Genomic DNA, 16952 nt, shown 5'->3' with positions numbered 1-16952 from the left:
TTCTATCCTAAATGAGGTTAGGCTTATGTTATATCCATTTACTGCTATTGTGGGCCAAGATGAAATGAAATTAGCCCTGTTACTCAATGCTATTAATCCATCCATTGGTGGTGTGTTAATCGAGGGGGAAAAGGGCACTGCCAAATCTACGGCTGTCCGTGCTTTGGCGAACCTATTACCCCCTATGGAGACAGGGGCTACGGCCATGACCGTTGTGGAACTTCCTATTAATGCTACAGAGGACCGTGTTGTAGGGTCTATCAATTTAGAAAAAGCACTACAGGACGGTGTGAAAGCTTTTGAGCCAGGCATTTTGCACGCAGCACATCAAAACATTCTCTATGTAGATGAGGTTAATCTATTAGATGACCATATTGTAGATATTTTACTTGACGTAGCAGCTATGGGTGTCAATACGGTAGAGCGTGAAGGGGTGAGCCACTCTCATCCATCTCGCTTTATCCTCGTAGGAACAATGAATCCCGAAGAGGGTGACCTTAGACCTCAGCTGCTAGATCGTTTCGGTTTATCCGTCATGGTCTATGGTGAGCATGATCCAGCACAACGGATGGAGGTTATCAAGCGCCGTCTTGCCTTTGGCGACAATCCTGACGGCTTTGTAGCGTCTTATGAGGAATCGGAACGAGCATTACACGAACGCTTATTACAAGCTCGTGAATTATTGCCAAGTATTATTCCAACTGATGAGGTATTGTTGAAAATTGCAAGCATTAGTATTGGTGTTGGCGTTGATGGTCATCGTCCAGATATTACGATGATGCACACCGCTCGTGCGCACGCAGCCTTTCACGGTCGCCATCAAATCATAGTGGACGACCTTAAGATAGCAGCACGATTAGCATTGAAGCATCGTTTACGTCGTTTGCCATTTGAGGAACAAGGTCACGATGAAGACCGCATTGATACAGTGGTAACGGCTGTGCTTGAGGGCTAGCTATGGAAACATCTATACAAGAGGCCCTCAAAATAGGCCTTGTAAACAATCAGATTCATACTCTCGTTATTTCTGGTGGTACTGGTGTGGGTAAAAGTTATATCCTTCGCCAGTGCCTCGAGGCGTGGCATATTCCCTATCGTTTGATACCTGTGTATGTAGATAATTCGCAACTACAAGAGACTATCGATTTTGAAGCATCCCTAGAGCAGGGCCAGATGATTATGTCCGCAGGTCTTTTAGATGACACTAGCACTCGATGCTGGGTTGTCGATGATGGGCACGTTCTGGCACCTGAGGTTCGTCATGCCTTATTAGTAGAGGCGAAGCGACGTCAAATACTGCTCATCATGACTATCAATCATGAAGATAGAACACTAGATGATGCGGAGTGGGAACTCGTCGATGTGCATGTATCTATGGCTGCACCTACACTAGAGTCTCGAGTTGCTATTTTGCAACAAAATCGAGAAGAAATCCTATGTGGTGGAGCATCTATAGCAGGGGATAATCAATCAGACTTGGATAGTGCCCTATGTGAGGAGGAAACTAGCTCAATAGATGTTATTTCAGCTGAAGATATGTTATCTCTCATAGCTACTAAACGAGTTCAGAATATTGCTGTTTCGGATGCTATGCTTTCACTAGCCATATCCTATGCACTACAAGCACGCACCATAGGGCATGGTGCAGAATACGTATTGTTGCAAGTTATGAAATCTCTTGCAGTTCTTGATGGCAGTTCGTACTGCAAGCCCATCCATGCAGACCGAGCCGCTTTATATGTTTTGCCCCATCGTATGAAGCGAGATGAAGCATCAGAATCTCAATCATCACAAGGGGATAATGGAAGCAGTACAAACGACCAAAATCAGTTGCAGAAAAATACTGAAATAGCAGAGGACTCTGATGTAGATAACTCGAGTAATTCGGGTGGAGAAGATTCTAATGGTGATGAATCCAATCCCAATGAATCAGATAATTCCAATAATGATATAAGTAGCACCGAAGATGGAGCGTCTAATCAAGATGTATTCGGCAACGCTAATCAAGAAGAAACTAGCGATACTAATGACGCTAACCCTAAGGAACCTGATAGTTCTGATTCAAGAAGCACTGATGCTGATGTATTTAACGGCCTATCTTCTGTATCCTTGCCTGATACTGTTGCCCGTATAGCTAACCAGATGTTTCATTGGAAATTACAGTCTTATAAGACAGTAGACCGCCAGTATCGTAAGGGTTCTGGTCGTCGCCTCATGACTAAAACAAAGGACACTCGAGGCCGCATGATTCGAGCCTATCAAGATGAACATGCTCTTGAGGACTTGGCCTTAGTCGATACATTGCGAGCGGCAGCACCCTACCAACGGTTGCGAGCTGCTGTTAAGGTGGAACAAGAAACACAATCTACGCAGTCTCTGCCATTAGAACAACAAGAAGCTAAGGGATTATCTATAGTGATAAAACCACAGGACTATCGCCGTAAAGCTCGAGAAAAACGTGTTGGCGCATACCAGCTCTTTGTGGTGGATGCTAGCGGTTCTATGGCGGCACGGCATCGCATGGAGGCCACGAAATCCGCTATTTTGAGCCTCTTGAGGGATTCCTATATCCATCGTGATTCAGTAGGACTCATTGCTTTTCGCAAGGAATCGGCAGAGGTGTTATTGCCGTTCACCCGTAGCGTAGAGCGGGCAGAGCGACTATTAGCCTCTATGCCTACAGGTGGTAAAACGCCATTAGCTCACGGTTTACGCATGGCCTACACCATGTGCGATAGATTGTTGCGTGCCCATCGGGCAGAACGCATTCAGATTATATGTATCACCGATGGACGTGCTACGTCGGGGGACTTAGAGAATCCCGTAGCAGAGGCCAAACAATGGGCTCGTATTCTTGGGACCTTGCCTGTAGACTGTATCGTTATTGATACGGAAACGGGCTTTATCAAGCTAGGCCTTGCTAAGGAATTATGTAAATTAATGAATGGCAGTTATTACGCCATGGATACTATTACGGCGGATGGTATATTACGAGTATCGCGGAGGTAGATCATGAGTCGTCTCATGTATATTTCTAATTTAGGAAAACAAATCCAATATATAGAACAGGCTGTTGCCACTTATCCTGAATTGATACAAGGCGAGGTGGACATCTGTAATATGAAAAAACCGCCCCTTTGGGATGAGGATTTTGAAATCCGCCTACGCGCTGCAGATGTTGTTCTCGTAACGAATATGGGGGTTGGCTTAGATTCGCCATTTTTAGAACGTCTAGAGCGTTGGCTGTATGCGCATCATCCTAAGTATTGGATCGATGTGGTAGAGCCTAAGAAAACAGATATTCTCTATCGCAATATAGACGAAAATCAACGGAGATTTCTTGAAAGCTATCGCCGCACCAGTGGCGTCATGAACTATGTGCGCCTTATTAACGGTGCTTTCAGTACAAAACCAATCTCCGAATGGGAGGAACCTGACCACATTCCGTGGCAAGCCATCATGGGCCGCGATGGAAATATCTACGAAACCTATGATGAGTTCATGGAGGCCGAAGGAAATCCAGATTGGCCGTCCATCGCAGTGTATTTCTATCGCGACGAATGGATTATGGGGGATATTGAGTATCAACAGGCCTTATTCGAAGAGATTTATAAACATCAGTACAATCCGATTATCTTTTATGGACAGTATGGATCGAATCCTCGTGTAGGCATTCCTAATATGAAGCTGTCCATGAATCATCTCTTTGGTAAGGATGTATTCCCTTTTGATGTGCTCATAAATACTTGTAAATTCTCCTATCAGTCCTTAGGGGCGCAAACTTTGGAGGAATTAAAGTTACAGGATGTGCCTATCATTCAGGGCTATACCATATACATGGATGAGAAAACCTGGGCTGCAGATCCACAAGGTGTGACGCCTTTAGATGTGAATTTATCCATATCACAACCGGAACTAGATGGCGTCATTCAGGGTGGCGTCGTGGCGTGTCAAACCTTTGATGAGCGTGGTCACTATGTGTATTTGCCTGTGAAAGAACGTATTGCCGCTATTGTGCAGCGAGCCATTAAATGGTCCAAGTTGCGCCATATTCCAGTATCGGAGCGAAAGGTAGCCATTATTTTGCATAACTATCCGCCTAAAAACTCTAATATTGGATCCGCCGCAGGTCTAGATACACCTGAATCGGTATTTCGACTATTGCGGCAAATGAAAGCGGAAGGATATTCAATCGATAGTGTACCGGAAACCAGTGCAGCTCTAATGGAACTAGTTACATCGCATATGACAAATGACCGCTCCATGCTAACCGATGAGTTACTAGCCTCTGCCGAAGGTCGTATGAGTAGTTCTGATTACAAAGCATACTTTGCTACATTGCCAGAAGATACACGGTTGGCAATGGTCAAATCCTGGGGAGAGGCCCCAGGGGATGTATTCGTCTACGATGATGAGGTTATTATCCCTGGTTTCTCCAATGGCAATCTATGGATTACAGTGCAACCACCTCGTGGTTTTGGGGAGAATGTATCTGCTATTTATCACGATCCCTGTTTGCCACCATCGCATCAGTACTTGGCGTTCTACCACTGGGTTCGGAACGTCTTCGAAGCAGATGCAGTCATCCATGTAGGAACTCATGGCTCCTTAGAATGGCTTCCAGGTAAGGGAGCAGGCCTCAGTGCTAGTTGCTATCCTGAAATTGGTATATCCTCGTTACCTAATATTTACCCGTACTGGACGACTATTATTGGTGAAGGTATCCAAGCTAAGCGGCGTAGCTCCGCTTGCTTAGTAGGGCACCTGTCGCCACCGATGACGACGGCTGGTCTATATGATGAGTTTGAAGAACTAGAAGCCTTACTCGATGAACATAGTCATTTTGAGCAAGAGCATCCTGAGAGTGTATCGGATATAGAGAACGTGATTCGAGAGAAAGCCATGGCGTGTCATCTCATCGATGAAGAACAAGGCGCTGCAATGGAGATGGACAATCTTATTACAGCTGTCCATGAAAAGTTAAGCGACCTAAAGCATATGCAGATGAGAAATGGCTTGCACATTTTAGGGCAAGGACCTGAAGGTGTAGAGCTAGAGGAATTTATTACCGCCATTGTACGGACGCCACAAGGGGATATTGCATCGGGTCTTGAAATCTTAGCCGAAGAATTAGGTTATGATTGGTCCTATATAGAGCAACATGCAGGGGACGTAAATGACGAGGGGATTCGTTATAGTCACATCATTGATCAAATTTGGAACGAACTGCGTGCGTTTGTAAGGTATGTGGTGAATACACCAGATTATACAGTACCAGAACGGCTAGCGCCTTTGGCCGCAGTCATTGTGCGCGAGTATATACCTAAATTAGGGCAAACAAAGAATGAGATTACATCCATTTCGCAGGGCTTGCAGGGAAAATATGTTGAACCCGGCCCTGGTGGGGCTCCTTCCAGCGGTCAAGTTGATGTATTGCCTACGGGGCGGAACTTCTATGGCCTCGATGAACGGGCACTACCCACAAAGATTGCTTATCAGCTAGGGATAGACTTGGCAGACCAAGTCATTGCTGACTATATCTTAAACGAACAACGGTACCCTGAAACGGTAGGCATCATTCTCTGGGCTAGTAGCAACTCTAGAAGTCACGGCCAGTGTTTAGGGGAATTTCTTTATTTATTGGGCGTTCGCCCTAAATGGCAGTCCAATGGTCGCATTTCAGGCCTAGAGGTGATTCCTTTAGAAGAATTACAACGACCTCGTATCGACGTAATGGGTCGCATCAGTGGCCTCATTCGAGATATGATGCCTACTGCCATTAGTTGGCTCGACAAGGCTGTTGAACTGGTGGCAGACTTAGATGAACCACTAGAAGATAACTATGTGAAAAAGCATATTCACGATGATGTAGATTGGCTCGTGGAGCAAGGTGAGGATCCTTTGTTGGCTACTAAAAAGGCGCGACTCCGTATCTTCGGTGACCCGCCACAGGCCTATGGCACCGGTGTGGGCGCCTTGATTGAAGGTAAAAATTGGCAATCCGTAGAAGATATTGCGCAAGTATACAGTAAGTGGAGTAGCTTTCACATGCATCAGGATATTCCACAAGATATGCGCTTATTCCAACGTCGCCTCACTACGATGGATGTGACCATTAAGAATGAAGATAATCGAGAAACGCATATTTTGAGTGCAGACGATTATTATAGCTATCATGGTGGTCTCATTGCGGCGGTGCGAACTGCAAAGGGCAGTGCGCCTCGCGCCTATGTGGGGGATAGCACAGATCGGAGTCGCGTTGTGATGCGGTCATTGTCGGATGAGCTGCGCCGCGTTGTGCAAGGGGAAACACAAAACCCGAAATTCATTCAAGCCATGATGAATCATGGTTACAAAGGTGCATCGGATATGTCCAATGTGGTATCCCATAGCTTTGGCTGGGATGCGACGAGCGATATAGTGCCCGACTGGGTCTATGAAGGTTATGCTAATAAGTATGCTTTAGATACAACGGTGCAAGAATGGATGCGTGATGTAAATCCGTGGGCCTTGCAGCGCATTGCGGAAATTTTGTTAGAAGCCGCTCAACGTGGCTACTGGGATGCATCTCCAAAGATGCTAGAGGATTTGCAGTCCTTATATATTTCCATAGAAGGTGTTATAGAAGGTCGTTAGTATGAAACAAAGAATATCTATTATATGTACCATAGTCATGATGGTACTTCTGGTGTTCGGCTGTGGTCCTAAACAGCTGAGAACTACGGGCGCCACACATCAGGTGACGGATGGTACAGGCACTGTTGTTACGGTGCCGACTGAACCTAAGCGCATCGTTCCTATCGCTGCTAGCACAGAGGATATAGTCCTATCTTTGGTTGATCCAAGCCGCGTAGCCGCTGTTGGTACGGTACCTAATAATGTGCCCGACGCGTCGGCTAAGGTAGAGAAACATGTGAAAGCATCTGCTGAGTCCATGCTCTCTGTACAGCCAGATTTAGTATTAGTACCCAATTGGATGTCTCCAGATGCGATTGGGGAAATGCGCAATATGCAGATTCCTGTTTATGTATATAAAACGCCTACTACGGTAAAAGAAGCAAAAGCTACTATTCATGAGATTGCCGGTCTATTACATGCATCTGATGAAGCTATGATTGCCAGCATGGATGCAGATTTGAAAACTGTAGAAGAATTGACCAATAAGCATAGTGGAGAACGTCCTTTGGTGGCGTTTTATTCCCAATTTGGTTTAACAGGCGGCAAGGGTTCAACCTTTGATGATATGTGTAACTATTTGAAGGTAAATAATGCAGCCGCTCAAATAGGGTTAGGCCCTTTTGATAATGGGACGAGAGAGGATTTAATAAAATCTAACCCTGATATTATTTTTATTCCTTCTGTGGCCTATACATCAGATGGCACTACGCCAGCAACGGCGGAACAGCTTTACTCTGATCCTGCTTTGCAGGGCGTTAAGGCCATCGCCAATCGTCGTGTGTACCTTGTAGATTCCTCGCAGGTCATGAGTTATTCTCAATTTATGACCCGTGCAATGGTCTCTATGGCACAAAATATTTATAGTATGTAATTTATAGTTTGATGTATGTGGAGGTTTTTATGAAAGTATCAAAGAAACAACGTTTATCTCTATATGTGGGATTAGCTCTTGTATTTGGTAGCACAATTAGTGCACCTAGCGTATTAGCTGCTGATGCACAAGATTCACATACCATTGTCGTTACTGCAACGCGTAGTGAACAACAGCTTTCACAAGTACCAGCTAGCGTAGGTGTAGTCACAGGCGATGATATCCGTGAACGTCACGCCACAAACATGAACGAAGCTTTACGTGTCGTTCCTGGTGTTGACGTTAATACGTATGGTGGTGGCGTAGGTTACACGAATTCTAATGCGTTTCGTATCAATGGTTCCGACCAAGTACTATATTTAGTGGACGGTATCAATATGGGCGCGGCTGGCGTGAATCCACCGATGACAATTTTGAAAGATATGTCTAGCATTGACCGCGTAGAAGTTCAACGTGGCGCAGGTTCTACATTATACGGTTCTGGTGCCATCGGTGGTGTGGTCAACGTAATCACGGCGAAACCTGAAGAAGGTGTTCAAACTAAGCTTCGCATGATGGGCGGCAGCAATGATTTAGAACAATACGCTTTCTTGAACGAAGGTAGCAAAAAGGATTGGTACTGGCGTGTAGGGTACCAAAAAGATATCATCGGTTCCTATAAAGATGGTCATGGCAAACGCATTCCGCAACATGGCAACAGCCATACTGGTTCCTTCATGGTAGGCAATAAGATTAATGATAAAAATGATGTGAAGGTATTCTATGATACCTATCGTGGCGATGTGATGTATTCTGACCATATGGGTGCTCTCAATCACATTCGTTACGGTACAGAAGCAAGTGATTCCTTCCGTGCTGTTTGGAATAATAACATCAATAAACGTTGGAGCCATCAATTGTACGTATTAGATAATCATTATAAAACTAAATATGATGGTTATTTAACAGATATTAAGACTCGTGCGTTTGGCGATCAAGTAACATATAAAGCCAAAGACCATACCGTAGTTGGCGGTATTGATTGGCGTCAAGATAAGGTGCTTAATATGGGTGGTGTAAAACTTACGAACACATCTTACTTCGTACAAGATGAGTGGAAGGTTGCTCCAAAATGGACTGTAATTCCAGGTGTTCGCGTTGACCATCACTCCGCATTTGGCACGCATACATCGCCATCCATTAGCGTTGGCTACGATGTGAATGCTAAAACGAATGTATATGCAGCGTACAAAGAATATTTCTTGGCTCCTACACCATATCAACTCTTTGATGGCACAAATGGCAACCGCAATTTGAAACCTGAAACAGGTCATGAATGGAGCGTAGGTGTTCATCATAAATTCGGTAAAACTTGGAACAGCAATCTCAACTTCTTTAGTCGCAGTACAAAAGATAAAATTGGTTGGGTAATGACAAACCCTGCAGCGTTCTCAGGTGAATACCGCAATTTTGATACAGAAAAGGCGCATGGTATCAATGCAGATGTACGCAAACAATTAACGAAACATTTATCTGCCCGCCTCGGTTATACATATACTCATATTGATGCTACACCAACTCGCAAAGCAAATCGCGATGGTTATGTACCTAAACATGCAGTCAATGCAGGTCTCGATTACAACGATGCTAAATGGGATGCTCATTTAGATATTCGCGGTGTCATCGACCGTCCAGGTTATAAGGCTAACATCTTCCCTCGTACAACATATTGGATTACTGATATCAGTGCTAACTATCGCGTGCGTGAAAATGTGACTGTATTTGGTCGCATCAATAACCTATTTGATACATACTATGCAGAACAATCTAGCGTTCGTTGGGGCCATGCTGGTGATTGGTGGCCAGGTCAAGGTCGCAACTTCCGCTTAGGTGTTGAAGTTACTATCTAATTTGCTGGTTAAGAATAAAAATTGATAAGGCTGTAAGCTACGATGATAAAACTATAGATTTTCTCTTGTAAAAGCACTATAATAGAATGTATCTATATATATCAATGTATGCGTATTACAGCCTTATTTTTGTGAAAGGCGTTTATTTAGAGGAGTTGGATTCTGTATGGAACTACCGGTTTTATCCCCGTACATGATGGCCCGCAAGCCGTCGGGGATCCGCATGGGGCAAATTAAATTTTTAGAACGAAAGAACCCACCTATTTTGGTTAACGGTTCTATTGGTAATGTTATGCGTCCTATGCATCCCGCCATGCAGCGCCGACTATTTACTCTAGGCGGACCAAATAGTCCTTTCAGTACAGGCATCGTGCCATATGTACCAACAACGGGGACCGATGAATGTCGTGAAGCATTCTTGCATATTTTGCGTAGCCAAGGTTTCGATACAACAGGCCTTAATGTACTTGTCACAGATGGCGCATCCATGGCGATGGAAATCATCATGCTTGGCGTTTGTGGCGGTGCAGGTGAAGAGGAACGTCCTCTATTGATGTTTAATCCGTCCTACACGAACTACGATGCGGTAGGTCATCGCATTGGTCGTAAAACGGTCACCGTAGAACGACGCCTGAACGAGAATGGCGAATTTGAATTGCCATCCATTGAAACCGTGGAAAAACGCATTATAGAAACAAAACCAGGGGCATTGTTGATTATTCCTTACGACAATCCAACTGGTCAACTATTCAGTAAAGAAACTTTGATTGAATATGCATCTTTGTGCGTAAAATATAATTTATGGATTATTTCCGACGAAGCCTATCGTGAATTGGCCTATGAAAAAGGCAAGGAAACATCTAGTATTTGGACATTGACGAATAAGGATGTACCAGGTATCGAAGGCCGTCGTATTAGTCTTGAAACGGCCTCTAAGGTTTGGAATGCTTGTGGCCTTCGCATTGGCGCCATCATTACAGACAATGCGTTGTGCTATGAAAAATCTGTTGCTGAATATACGGCGAATCTCAGTGCTAATACGCTTGGTCAATATATTTTTGGTGCCTTGGCTCATGAAAGCCACGCTGATCTTCATAACTGGTATGAGCAACAACGTGATTACTATCGCGAAATGATTTATGAACTTCACAAGGGATTCAAAGAGGTAGAACCAGATTTCATTATCTCTAATCCAGAAGCATCCATCTATTTCGTTATCGACGTGCGCAATGTAGCAAAACCTGGCTTTGACGGCGTTGAATTTGCTGCTTGGTGTGCTGAACACGGCCGTGTGACCTTGGATGATGGCAATGACTATACATTGCTCATGGCTCCACTTAACGGATTCTACAGTGGTGCCGATAGGGAACACAATCCTGGTAAGACACAACTTCGCGTATCCTTCTGCGAAAACCCAGATCTTTTAAAACTAGCGCCTGTATTGCTATCTAAACTATTTAGAGCATACGAAGCGCAACGATAAATAAAAATGGATATGGAACTATATGCTGAATTAACAGACTCTATTGAGTATGCATTAGATGAAGCTGATTCTGCAGCAAAAGAAAGTAAAGTTAGATTCTCTGGCACCGATGTTTTTCGTCGCGTAAGGGAGAGAATCGATGGAACAGAAAAATAAATTTAAAAGGAGCTATATTGCTGAGGATACCCTCTAGCAGTATAGCTCCTTTATTGTTCCCTATAAAGCAATGATAGGGAGTTGTGTTTAGGTATTATCTTTTTCATAGTCTAGTCCCTTAGTAGATATGCCTATGCTTTGTTGTTGATTTAGCATAGAACTATCCTCTGTTGATGGATAGGATGTGTCGTCTAAGGTTACTGTTTCCAACAATTTGTCGATATTATCGGTTTGGATGGATACTTCTTTGTTGTACCATTCACCAAACTCGCGGATAACTGTTTCATTGCGCCTATAATAGGTGTATTGGTCAATTTTTCGCGATTCCACAAGGCCTGCACGCTCTAATATAGTCATAAATGTAGATACAGACGATTGCGATACACCACAGCGTTTTTGAATACTCTTAACGCTAACGCTGTTTGGAAAATCGATGAGAGTTTTAGAGTGTACTTGAACACCGAATTCTTGCTCTGGGTGCTTTAGCCACAATATAATATCTAACCGATGTGGATTGGATAATGCTTTCAGAATTCTTTGCGGATCCATATGGCCTCCTTGAGGTAAATACCAAAATGTTGAGTGCCTTACTTTGACCGTGGTCTTGCATTATGCGGTCGTATTATATACGCGTCTTGCTCCGTATAGAGAATATTACTTACATTTATCATACGCTAATTTTTATGTGAAAGCTAGGAAAATTTATAAATTAATTCTACAGGTCGGTGGAGTGCAGTGATAAAAAGTCTCCACCGGCCGGGTCTGACTTCGCCCTACGGGCTACGCAGGGCCAAAGTCGACTTTTTATCACTGCGCTCCACCTTTTGCATAATCAATTTATGAGGAAGGGAAAGGCCTGCGTGGAGCGCAGGCCGTAAAGGTAGAGTTTAGAAGAATACTCATAGTGCTTTATTTATAAATCTCATTATATATAAATAGTAAATTTATATTAAGAGGATTATAATTAAATTGTATAGTTAGTTCGTGTTTGTATAAAATGGAGAAGAGGGCGTATATTGTGAGCTATAAGTCTTTAAATGGTTTAATGCGACATTTACGAAATCAAGGTATTGATATTAGAGGAACGACCGATAAACGACTATTAAGAAATAGTGGGTATTTTCATGGATATAAAGGTTATAGATTTTTTAAACAACCTACTAACCGACTGGCGATTCAAGATTATCGTGAAGTTGAAGCTATTATTCGATATGATAGTGAGCTTAAGTCATTGTTATATAGTAAATTAATGTTTATAGAAACTGCCGTTAAAAATATTGTACTTGAAGAGGTTTTAAATTTTATACAATCTGAGCATATTAATGATATGTTTAGATTAGCTGTTGAAGGGTTTCATAATTCTCCTACAACACTTGGTAGAGAGCAAAAGCAAAAAATTCAACAAAATAAGTTATTGCTACAAAAAATGATCCAAAGCATATTATTAGATCAATATAAATCCAGAAATACTAAAATTACGCATTTTTATGACAATCATGCTTCAGAGGTTCCTATATGGGCTTTGTTTGAAGTTATGATGTTAGGTCAGTTTGGTAAATTATTAGCTAGTTTTACTATTGCTGCTAGAGATAGAATATCTCATAGTTTAGGTATAGGAGTCCAATTTGATACAAATCGTAAATTGCTATCGAACTATATCTATTTACTTAAGGATTTAAGAAATGCTGTAGCACATAATGGAATAGTTTTTGATGCTCGCTTTAAGTCTTTTAATGCCACACGAAGTATGTCTAGTTATATGGTACATTATTTTAATTTACCTTTTGTTAACTTTGATACGATAGGTGATTACATTATTTTGATTTCTTGGTTTTTGAAAACATTATGTGTACCTAAAAAAGAAATCTTATCTTTTATTAAACAGTATGAAAAATTAGTAGTAGATGTAAGACAAAATGTTAATACTAGAGTAGAATATGCAATTGTTCCAGCTAATTTAAGTGGGCGTCTTAGTCAGTTGAAATTGGTTATATCTAGTTGATTGTTTTTATAAGTTGTATTATAATAATGTTAATTGCGGTATGTCTTTTCGGAGCATACTTGATGGGCTGGTCTCGACCAGCCCATTTTTTATTTTCTTATACAATTTTCATGTACATGTGGTATGTTAAAAAGGTATTTTCAATCTGTATCGTGAATATATAATATATAGACTTATGTAAGTTAGGCTTTCATAAAAAGGAGCTGAGTATATGGCAATAGATCGAAATGAGAGATTTGACGTTATCGTCGTAGGGGCAGGGCCGGCGGGTGCTGCAGCGGCGTTACGTTTGGCGGAGCAGCGTGTGAAGGTGTTGGTCATTGAGCGCGGGATGGCACCAGGTGCTAAGAATATGATGGGCGGCCGTATTTATACGCACTCCCTAGAGAGATTGGTACCGGATTTTAGGGATCGTGCGCCTCTTGAAAGAAAGGTGACGAAGGAACGCATTTCCATCGGCGCTGGCAATGAGATGACGACCATCGAATATAGTTACCAAGATGTGAAAGAAAATGAAGAATCCTATGTTGTGTTGCGTGCTAAATTCGATAAATGGCTGGCCGAAGAGGCTGAGAAGAAAGGGGCTTTGCTCGTTTCTAATGTACAGGTAACGGAACTCATCACCGAAGGGGAAGGTAAAAAACGTCGCGTTGTAGGTGTACGTTGTCACGATGATGAGGTGTATGCAAAACTTGTTATCATCGCTGAAGGTGCTAACACAGTGCTTTTAGAAGAGGCTGGTTTGGCTGACCCTACAGATCCTAAGACGATGGCTGTGGGTGTGAAAGAGGTATATAAATTCAAAAAAGAGGACCTCGAGAATCGCCTTATGTTATCTGGTGATGAAGGCATGGCATGGCTTACGTTGGGCGATATGACAGATGGTCTACTAGGCGGCGGCTTTATATATACGAATAAGGACAGCCTTTCCGTAGGCATGGTAGTAGGCCTTGAGGATATCGGCTTGGCAGATAAATCAGTTGACGAAATGTTGGAGGCTTTCACCAGTCATCCTAGAATTGCACCGCTTTTGAAAAATGGTCAATTAAAGGAACACAGCGCGCATCTTGTGCCTGAAGGCGGTTATAAAGCGATGCTAAAATTGGGCGGCAAGGGTTACATCATCGTTGGTGATGCGGCGCGGATGTGCATGAATCTGGGGTACACGATTCGTGGTATGGATTTGGCTATCGAGTCCGGCATGTGCGCAGCTGAGGCGGTCAATGTGGCGCTACGCGACGAAAATATGGATCGCGTTACTAAATTGTACGAAAAACAAATCAAGGCGTCTTGGTTGCGTCGCGATATGAAATTGTATAAAAATATGCCGAAATTCTTGGCCTCTAATCCGCGTATTTTTAATGAGTATCCTGCATTTGTAAACAATCTTATGCGTGATGTATTCACCGTAAATGGTGACGGTGCGGTGCCATTGATGAAAAAATTGTTACGCCGCGTCAAGGATGTAGGCCTATTCAGATTGATTCGTGATGCATGGAAAGGGGTGCGTTCCCTATGAAATTAGAAGAGCGTTTGGGCGCGAATAAATATTATGTAGATGAAACGTGTCCTCACATCATTATTGATGGTGAAAGCGTAAGCCGCGAAGAAGCGATGAAGCTCGTGAATGGTTGTCCTGCAGGTTTATACACATTGCAAGAGGACGGCACGCTTGCTTTTGATTTTGCGGGCTGTCTCGAATGTGGCACATGTCGCGTATTATGTGGACACAGTGTTGTTAAGACTTGGAAATATCCTCGTAACGCCAAGGGCGTAGAGTTTAGACAGGGGTGAGTGCATGGAATTATTAGTCTGTATAAAACAAGTACCGGATACGTCGGAAATTAAACTAGATCCGGAAACAAATAATCTCATCCGCACAGGTCTGCCTAGTATTGTAAACCCTTACGACATGCACGCGCTTGAGGCGGCTTTAACTGTGAAAGACCAAATTGAAGGCAGTCGCGTTACGGTTGTGACTATGGGGCCTCCACAAGCCGAAGAGGCATTGCGTCAATGCTTGGCGTTAGGCGCTGATGATGCGGTGCTCGTAACAGATCGTGCCTTTGGTGGTGCCGATACATTGGCTACAAGTTATACGATTGCATCTGCTATTCGTCATATTCAACGAACCATGAACCGTCAGTTCCAACTCATTTTCTGCGGAAAACAAGCTATCGATGGCGATACAGCTCAGGTAGGCCCTCAAATCGCAGAGGAACTCGGTATGGCGCAAGCTACCTATGCTTGTGAATTTTCCGTAGACCAAGCCTCTCAAAAGGCGATTGTAAAGCGGGAGCACGAGAACGGTTATGAAGTGATTGAAGCTCCGTTGCCATTGCTTGTGACGACGACAGCCGAACTTAACGAGCCACGTCAACCTGGCCTTTGGAGCTCCATTTACGCGAAACGATATACTATTAATCATATTACCTTGCGTGATATGCCTCATATTGATGAAAGCCGCATTGGCCTTACCGGTTCCCCAACACGGGTACGCAAGGTATACCAACCACCGCTTCGTGGCAAGGTAGAAATGCTTTCATCCGTTGATGAAGGCGCCAAAAAGGTGCTTGAATTGGCGTATCACATCAAGCCTGAAAAGTTCGCACACCTTTTGGTGCCAAATGACACACTGGTTGTAGAGGTGCATGACGATGAGGGCATTGACGTAAATGACCCCGTACAGCGAGCTGCGTCTGTTGAAAGCATGGTGTCTAGCGAACCTAAGGCGGTAGATCCAAATACATTTGCAGCAGAGGCCGCTAAAGCTGATGCTGTTTCTGAAGGAGGTGACCGATAATGATAAATTTTGATGAATACAGAGACGTTTTTGTCGTAGCTGATACCATCGATGACGTAGTGCATCCAGTTACGTATGAACTTATCGGTCAAGCCCGCCGCATCGCCAAGGAACTGGGTCAGCTCGTGCAAGTAATGCTCCTCGGTGAAAACGTACAAGCTGAGGCGGAGGAGCTTGTGGCTCATGGCGCCGATATTGTTCACGTTTTTGAAAGTCCCCTCTTGAAATACTATACAACAGATGGCTATACAAAGGTATTGACGGATTTCTTTGAAGACCATAAACCGAATATCCTTTTAATTGGTGCTACCAACAATGGTCGTGACTTAGCACCACGCATGTCTGGTCGCATGCAAAATGGCGTTGTAGCAGATTGCACTATCCTAACCGTAGATACAGAAGAAGGCCTTGTAGAATGGACCCGTCCTGCTTTAGGTGGTAATATCTTGGCTGAAATTATTTCGCCAAACCATCGTCCACAAATGGGCTCTGTTCGTCCTAATGTATTCAAAAAACCTGAGCGTATTGCAGACAGTTGGGGCCGTATCCAACTTGAACAATTTGACCTCAAGTCCGAAGACATTCACACCAAACGACTAGATTTTATTCCATTCAGCAAGTCTGGTTATAATATCCAAGAAGCGGATATCATCGTAGCTGGCGGTCGTGGTATGGGTTCAAAGGAAAACTTTGATAAACTCTACGAACTCGCTGATGCTATCGGTGGCGTTGTAGGCGCTACCCGTCCACTCGTTGAAAAAGGCTGGATTGAATTGCCATACCAAGTAGGCCAAACAGGTAAAACCGTAAGCCCTAAACTATACTTGGCATTTGGTATCTCTGGCGCTATCCAACACGTAAGCGGCATCTCTGGTGCCGATACAATCGTGGCCATTAACAATGATCCGAAGGCGGAAATATTCCAACACGCGAACTATGGGATTGTTGGGGATTGTATGGAAGTTCTCAACGATATGTTGGCGCATTTAAAATAGAACATAAAAAGATTGGGCCCTTAGCTTAATTGCCGTAGTAGAAAGGACCCCTTCCGAAAAACTCCACCGGCCGGG

General features: G+C 43.5%; 13 protein-coding genes. 12 read left to right on the top strand and 1 reads right to left on the bottom strand.

The features are described from left to right. The first annotated feature begins 25 nt into the window (after positions 1–25). From O3598_RS09065 to O3598_RS09035, 7 genes are all read left to right on the top strand, one after another. On the top strand, positions 26–955 hold the full coding sequence (locus O3598_RS09065; RefSeq protein ID WP_371452461.1) for a magnesium chelatase ATPase subunit I: 930 nt from the start codon (positions 26–28) through the stop codon (positions 953–955). 2 nt (positions 956–957) lie between these two features. Beyond that, entirely contained in the window at positions 958–3009 is a 2052-nt protein-coding gene (locus O3598_RS09060; RefSeq protein WP_371452459.1) for a VWA domain-containing protein, read from the top strand. A 3-nt stretch (positions 3010–3012) separates the two neighbouring features. After that, positions 3013–6636 (top strand): cobaltochelatase subunit CobN, encoded by a 3624-nt coding sequence (gene cobN, locus O3598_RS09055; protein WP_371452458.1) that lies wholly within the window; start codon positions 3013–3015, stop codon positions 6634–6636. Between the two features lies 1 nt (position 6637). Further along, on the top strand, positions 6638–7549 hold the full coding sequence (locus tag O3598_RS09050) for an ABC transporter substrate-binding protein (RefSeq protein ID WP_371452456.1): 912 nt from the start codon (positions 6638–6640) through the stop codon (positions 7547–7549). A 29-nt stretch (positions 7550–7578) separates the two neighbouring features. Next, positions 7579–9438 carry a TonB-dependent receptor plug domain-containing protein gene (locus O3598_RS09045; protein ID WP_371452454.1) on the top strand — a complete coding sequence of 620 codons (1860 nt, stop codon included), beginning with the start codon at positions 7579–7581 and terminating at the stop codon, positions 9436–9438. A 166-nt stretch (positions 9439–9604) separates the two neighbouring features. Beyond that, positions 9605–10921 (top strand): pyridoxal phosphate-dependent aminotransferase, encoded by a 1317-nt coding sequence (locus tag O3598_RS09040; protein WP_005380091.1) that lies wholly within the window; start codon positions 9605–9607, stop codon positions 10919–10921. Positions 10922–10927: 6 nt separating this feature from the next. Then, positions 10928–11077 (top strand): hypothetical protein, encoded by a 150-nt coding sequence (locus tag O3598_RS09035; protein WP_371452452.1) that lies wholly within the window; start codon positions 10928–10930, stop codon positions 11075–11077. An 87-nt stretch (positions 11078–11164) separates the two neighbouring features. Here O3598_RS09035 and O3598_RS09030 read toward each other — a convergent pair whose 3' ends face one another. Beyond that, on the bottom strand, positions 11165–11626 hold the full coding sequence (locus tag O3598_RS09030; RefSeq protein WP_016476184.1) for an ArsR/SmtB family transcription factor: 462 nt from the start codon (positions 11624–11626) through the stop codon (positions 11165–11167). Between the two features lie 469 nt (positions 11627–12095). Here O3598_RS09030 and O3598_RS09025 point away from each other — a divergent pair, with 469 nt between their 5' ends. From O3598_RS09025 to O3598_RS09005, 5 genes are all read left to right on the top strand, one after another. Further along, entirely contained in the window at positions 12096–13079 is a 984-nt protein-coding gene (locus tag O3598_RS09025; RefSeq protein ID WP_105112053.1) for an Abi family protein, read from the top strand. Between the two features lie 211 nt (positions 13080–13290). Continuing rightward, positions 13291–14598 carry an FAD-dependent oxidoreductase gene (locus O3598_RS09020; protein ID WP_371452449.1) on the top strand — a complete coding sequence of 436 codons (1308 nt, stop codon included), beginning with the start codon at positions 13291–13293 and terminating at the stop codon, positions 14596–14598. Continuing rightward, entirely contained in the window at positions 14595–14873 is a 279-nt protein-coding gene (locus tag O3598_RS09015; RefSeq protein WP_005384274.1) for a ferredoxin family protein, read from the top strand. Before O3598_RS09020 ends, O3598_RS09015 begins: the two co-directional genes overlap by 4 nt. A 4-nt stretch (positions 14874–14877) precedes the next feature. Then, positions 14878–15882 carry an electron transfer flavoprotein subunit beta/FixA family protein gene (locus tag O3598_RS09010; RefSeq protein ID WP_371452447.1) on the top strand — a complete coding sequence of 335 codons (1005 nt, stop codon included), beginning with the start codon at positions 14878–14880 and terminating at the stop codon, positions 15880–15882. Continuing rightward, complete coding sequence (locus tag O3598_RS09005; protein ID WP_371452445.1) at positions 15882–16877, top strand: electron transfer flavoprotein subunit alpha/FixB family protein; 996 nt, start codon at positions 15882–15884, stop codon at positions 16875–16877. The genes O3598_RS09010 and O3598_RS09005 overlap by 1 nt, the downstream gene beginning before the upstream one ends. Positions 16878–16952: the final 75 nt, after the last annotated feature.

The organism is Veillonella atypica, from assembly GCF_041431435.1.
Classification (GTDB): domain Bacteria; phylum Bacillota; class Negativicutes; order Veillonellales; family Veillonellaceae; genus Veillonella; species Veillonella atypica.
Note: the sequence above shows the minus strand (reverse complement) of the source record. Positions and strands in the feature narration are given on the sequence as shown.

Bases quoted from the DNA above. Each gene is read 5' to 3' on its own strand.
- cobN (WP_371452458.1), top strand. From the start codon at position 3,013: ATGAGTCGTCTCATGTATATTTCTAATTTAGGAAAACAAATCCAATAT.
- O3598_RS09010 (WP_371452447.1), top strand. From the start codon at position 14,878: ATGGAATTATTAGTCTGTATAAAACAAGTACCGGATACGTCGGAAATT.
- O3598_RS09050 (WP_371452456.1), top strand. From the start codon at position 6,638: ATGAAACAAAGAATATCTATTATATGTACCATAGTCATGATGGTACTT.
- O3598_RS09035 (WP_371452452.1), top strand. From the start codon at position 10,928: ATGGATATGGAACTATATGCTGAATTAACAGACTCTATTGAGTATGCA.
- O3598_RS09020 (WP_371452449.1), top strand. From the start codon at position 13,291: ATGGCAATAGATCGAAATGAGAGATTTGACGTTATCGTCGTAGGGGCA.
- O3598_RS09030 (WP_016476184.1), bottom strand. From the start codon at position 11,626: ATGGATCCGCAAAGAATTCTGAAAGCATTATCCAATCCACATCGGTTA.
- O3598_RS09015 (WP_005384274.1), top strand. From the start codon at position 14,595: ATGAAATTAGAAGAGCGTTTGGGCGCGAATAAATATTATGTAGATGAA.
- O3598_RS09005 (WP_371452445.1), top strand. From the start codon at position 15,882: ATGATAAATTTTGATGAATACAGAGACGTTTTTGTCGTAGCTGATACC.
- O3598_RS09060 (WP_371452459.1), top strand. From the start codon at position 958: ATGGAAACATCTATACAAGAGGCCCTCAAAATAGGCCTTGTAAACAAT.
- O3598_RS09045 (WP_371452454.1), top strand. From the start codon at position 7,579: ATGAAAGTATCAAAGAAACAACGTTTATCTCTATATGTGGGATTAGCT.
- O3598_RS09065 (WP_371452461.1), top strand. From the start codon at position 26: ATGTTATATCCATTTACTGCTATTGTGGGCCAAGATGAAATGAAATTA.
- O3598_RS09040 (WP_005380091.1), top strand. From the start codon at position 9,605: ATGGAACTACCGGTTTTATCCCCGTACATGATGGCCCGCAAGCCGTCG.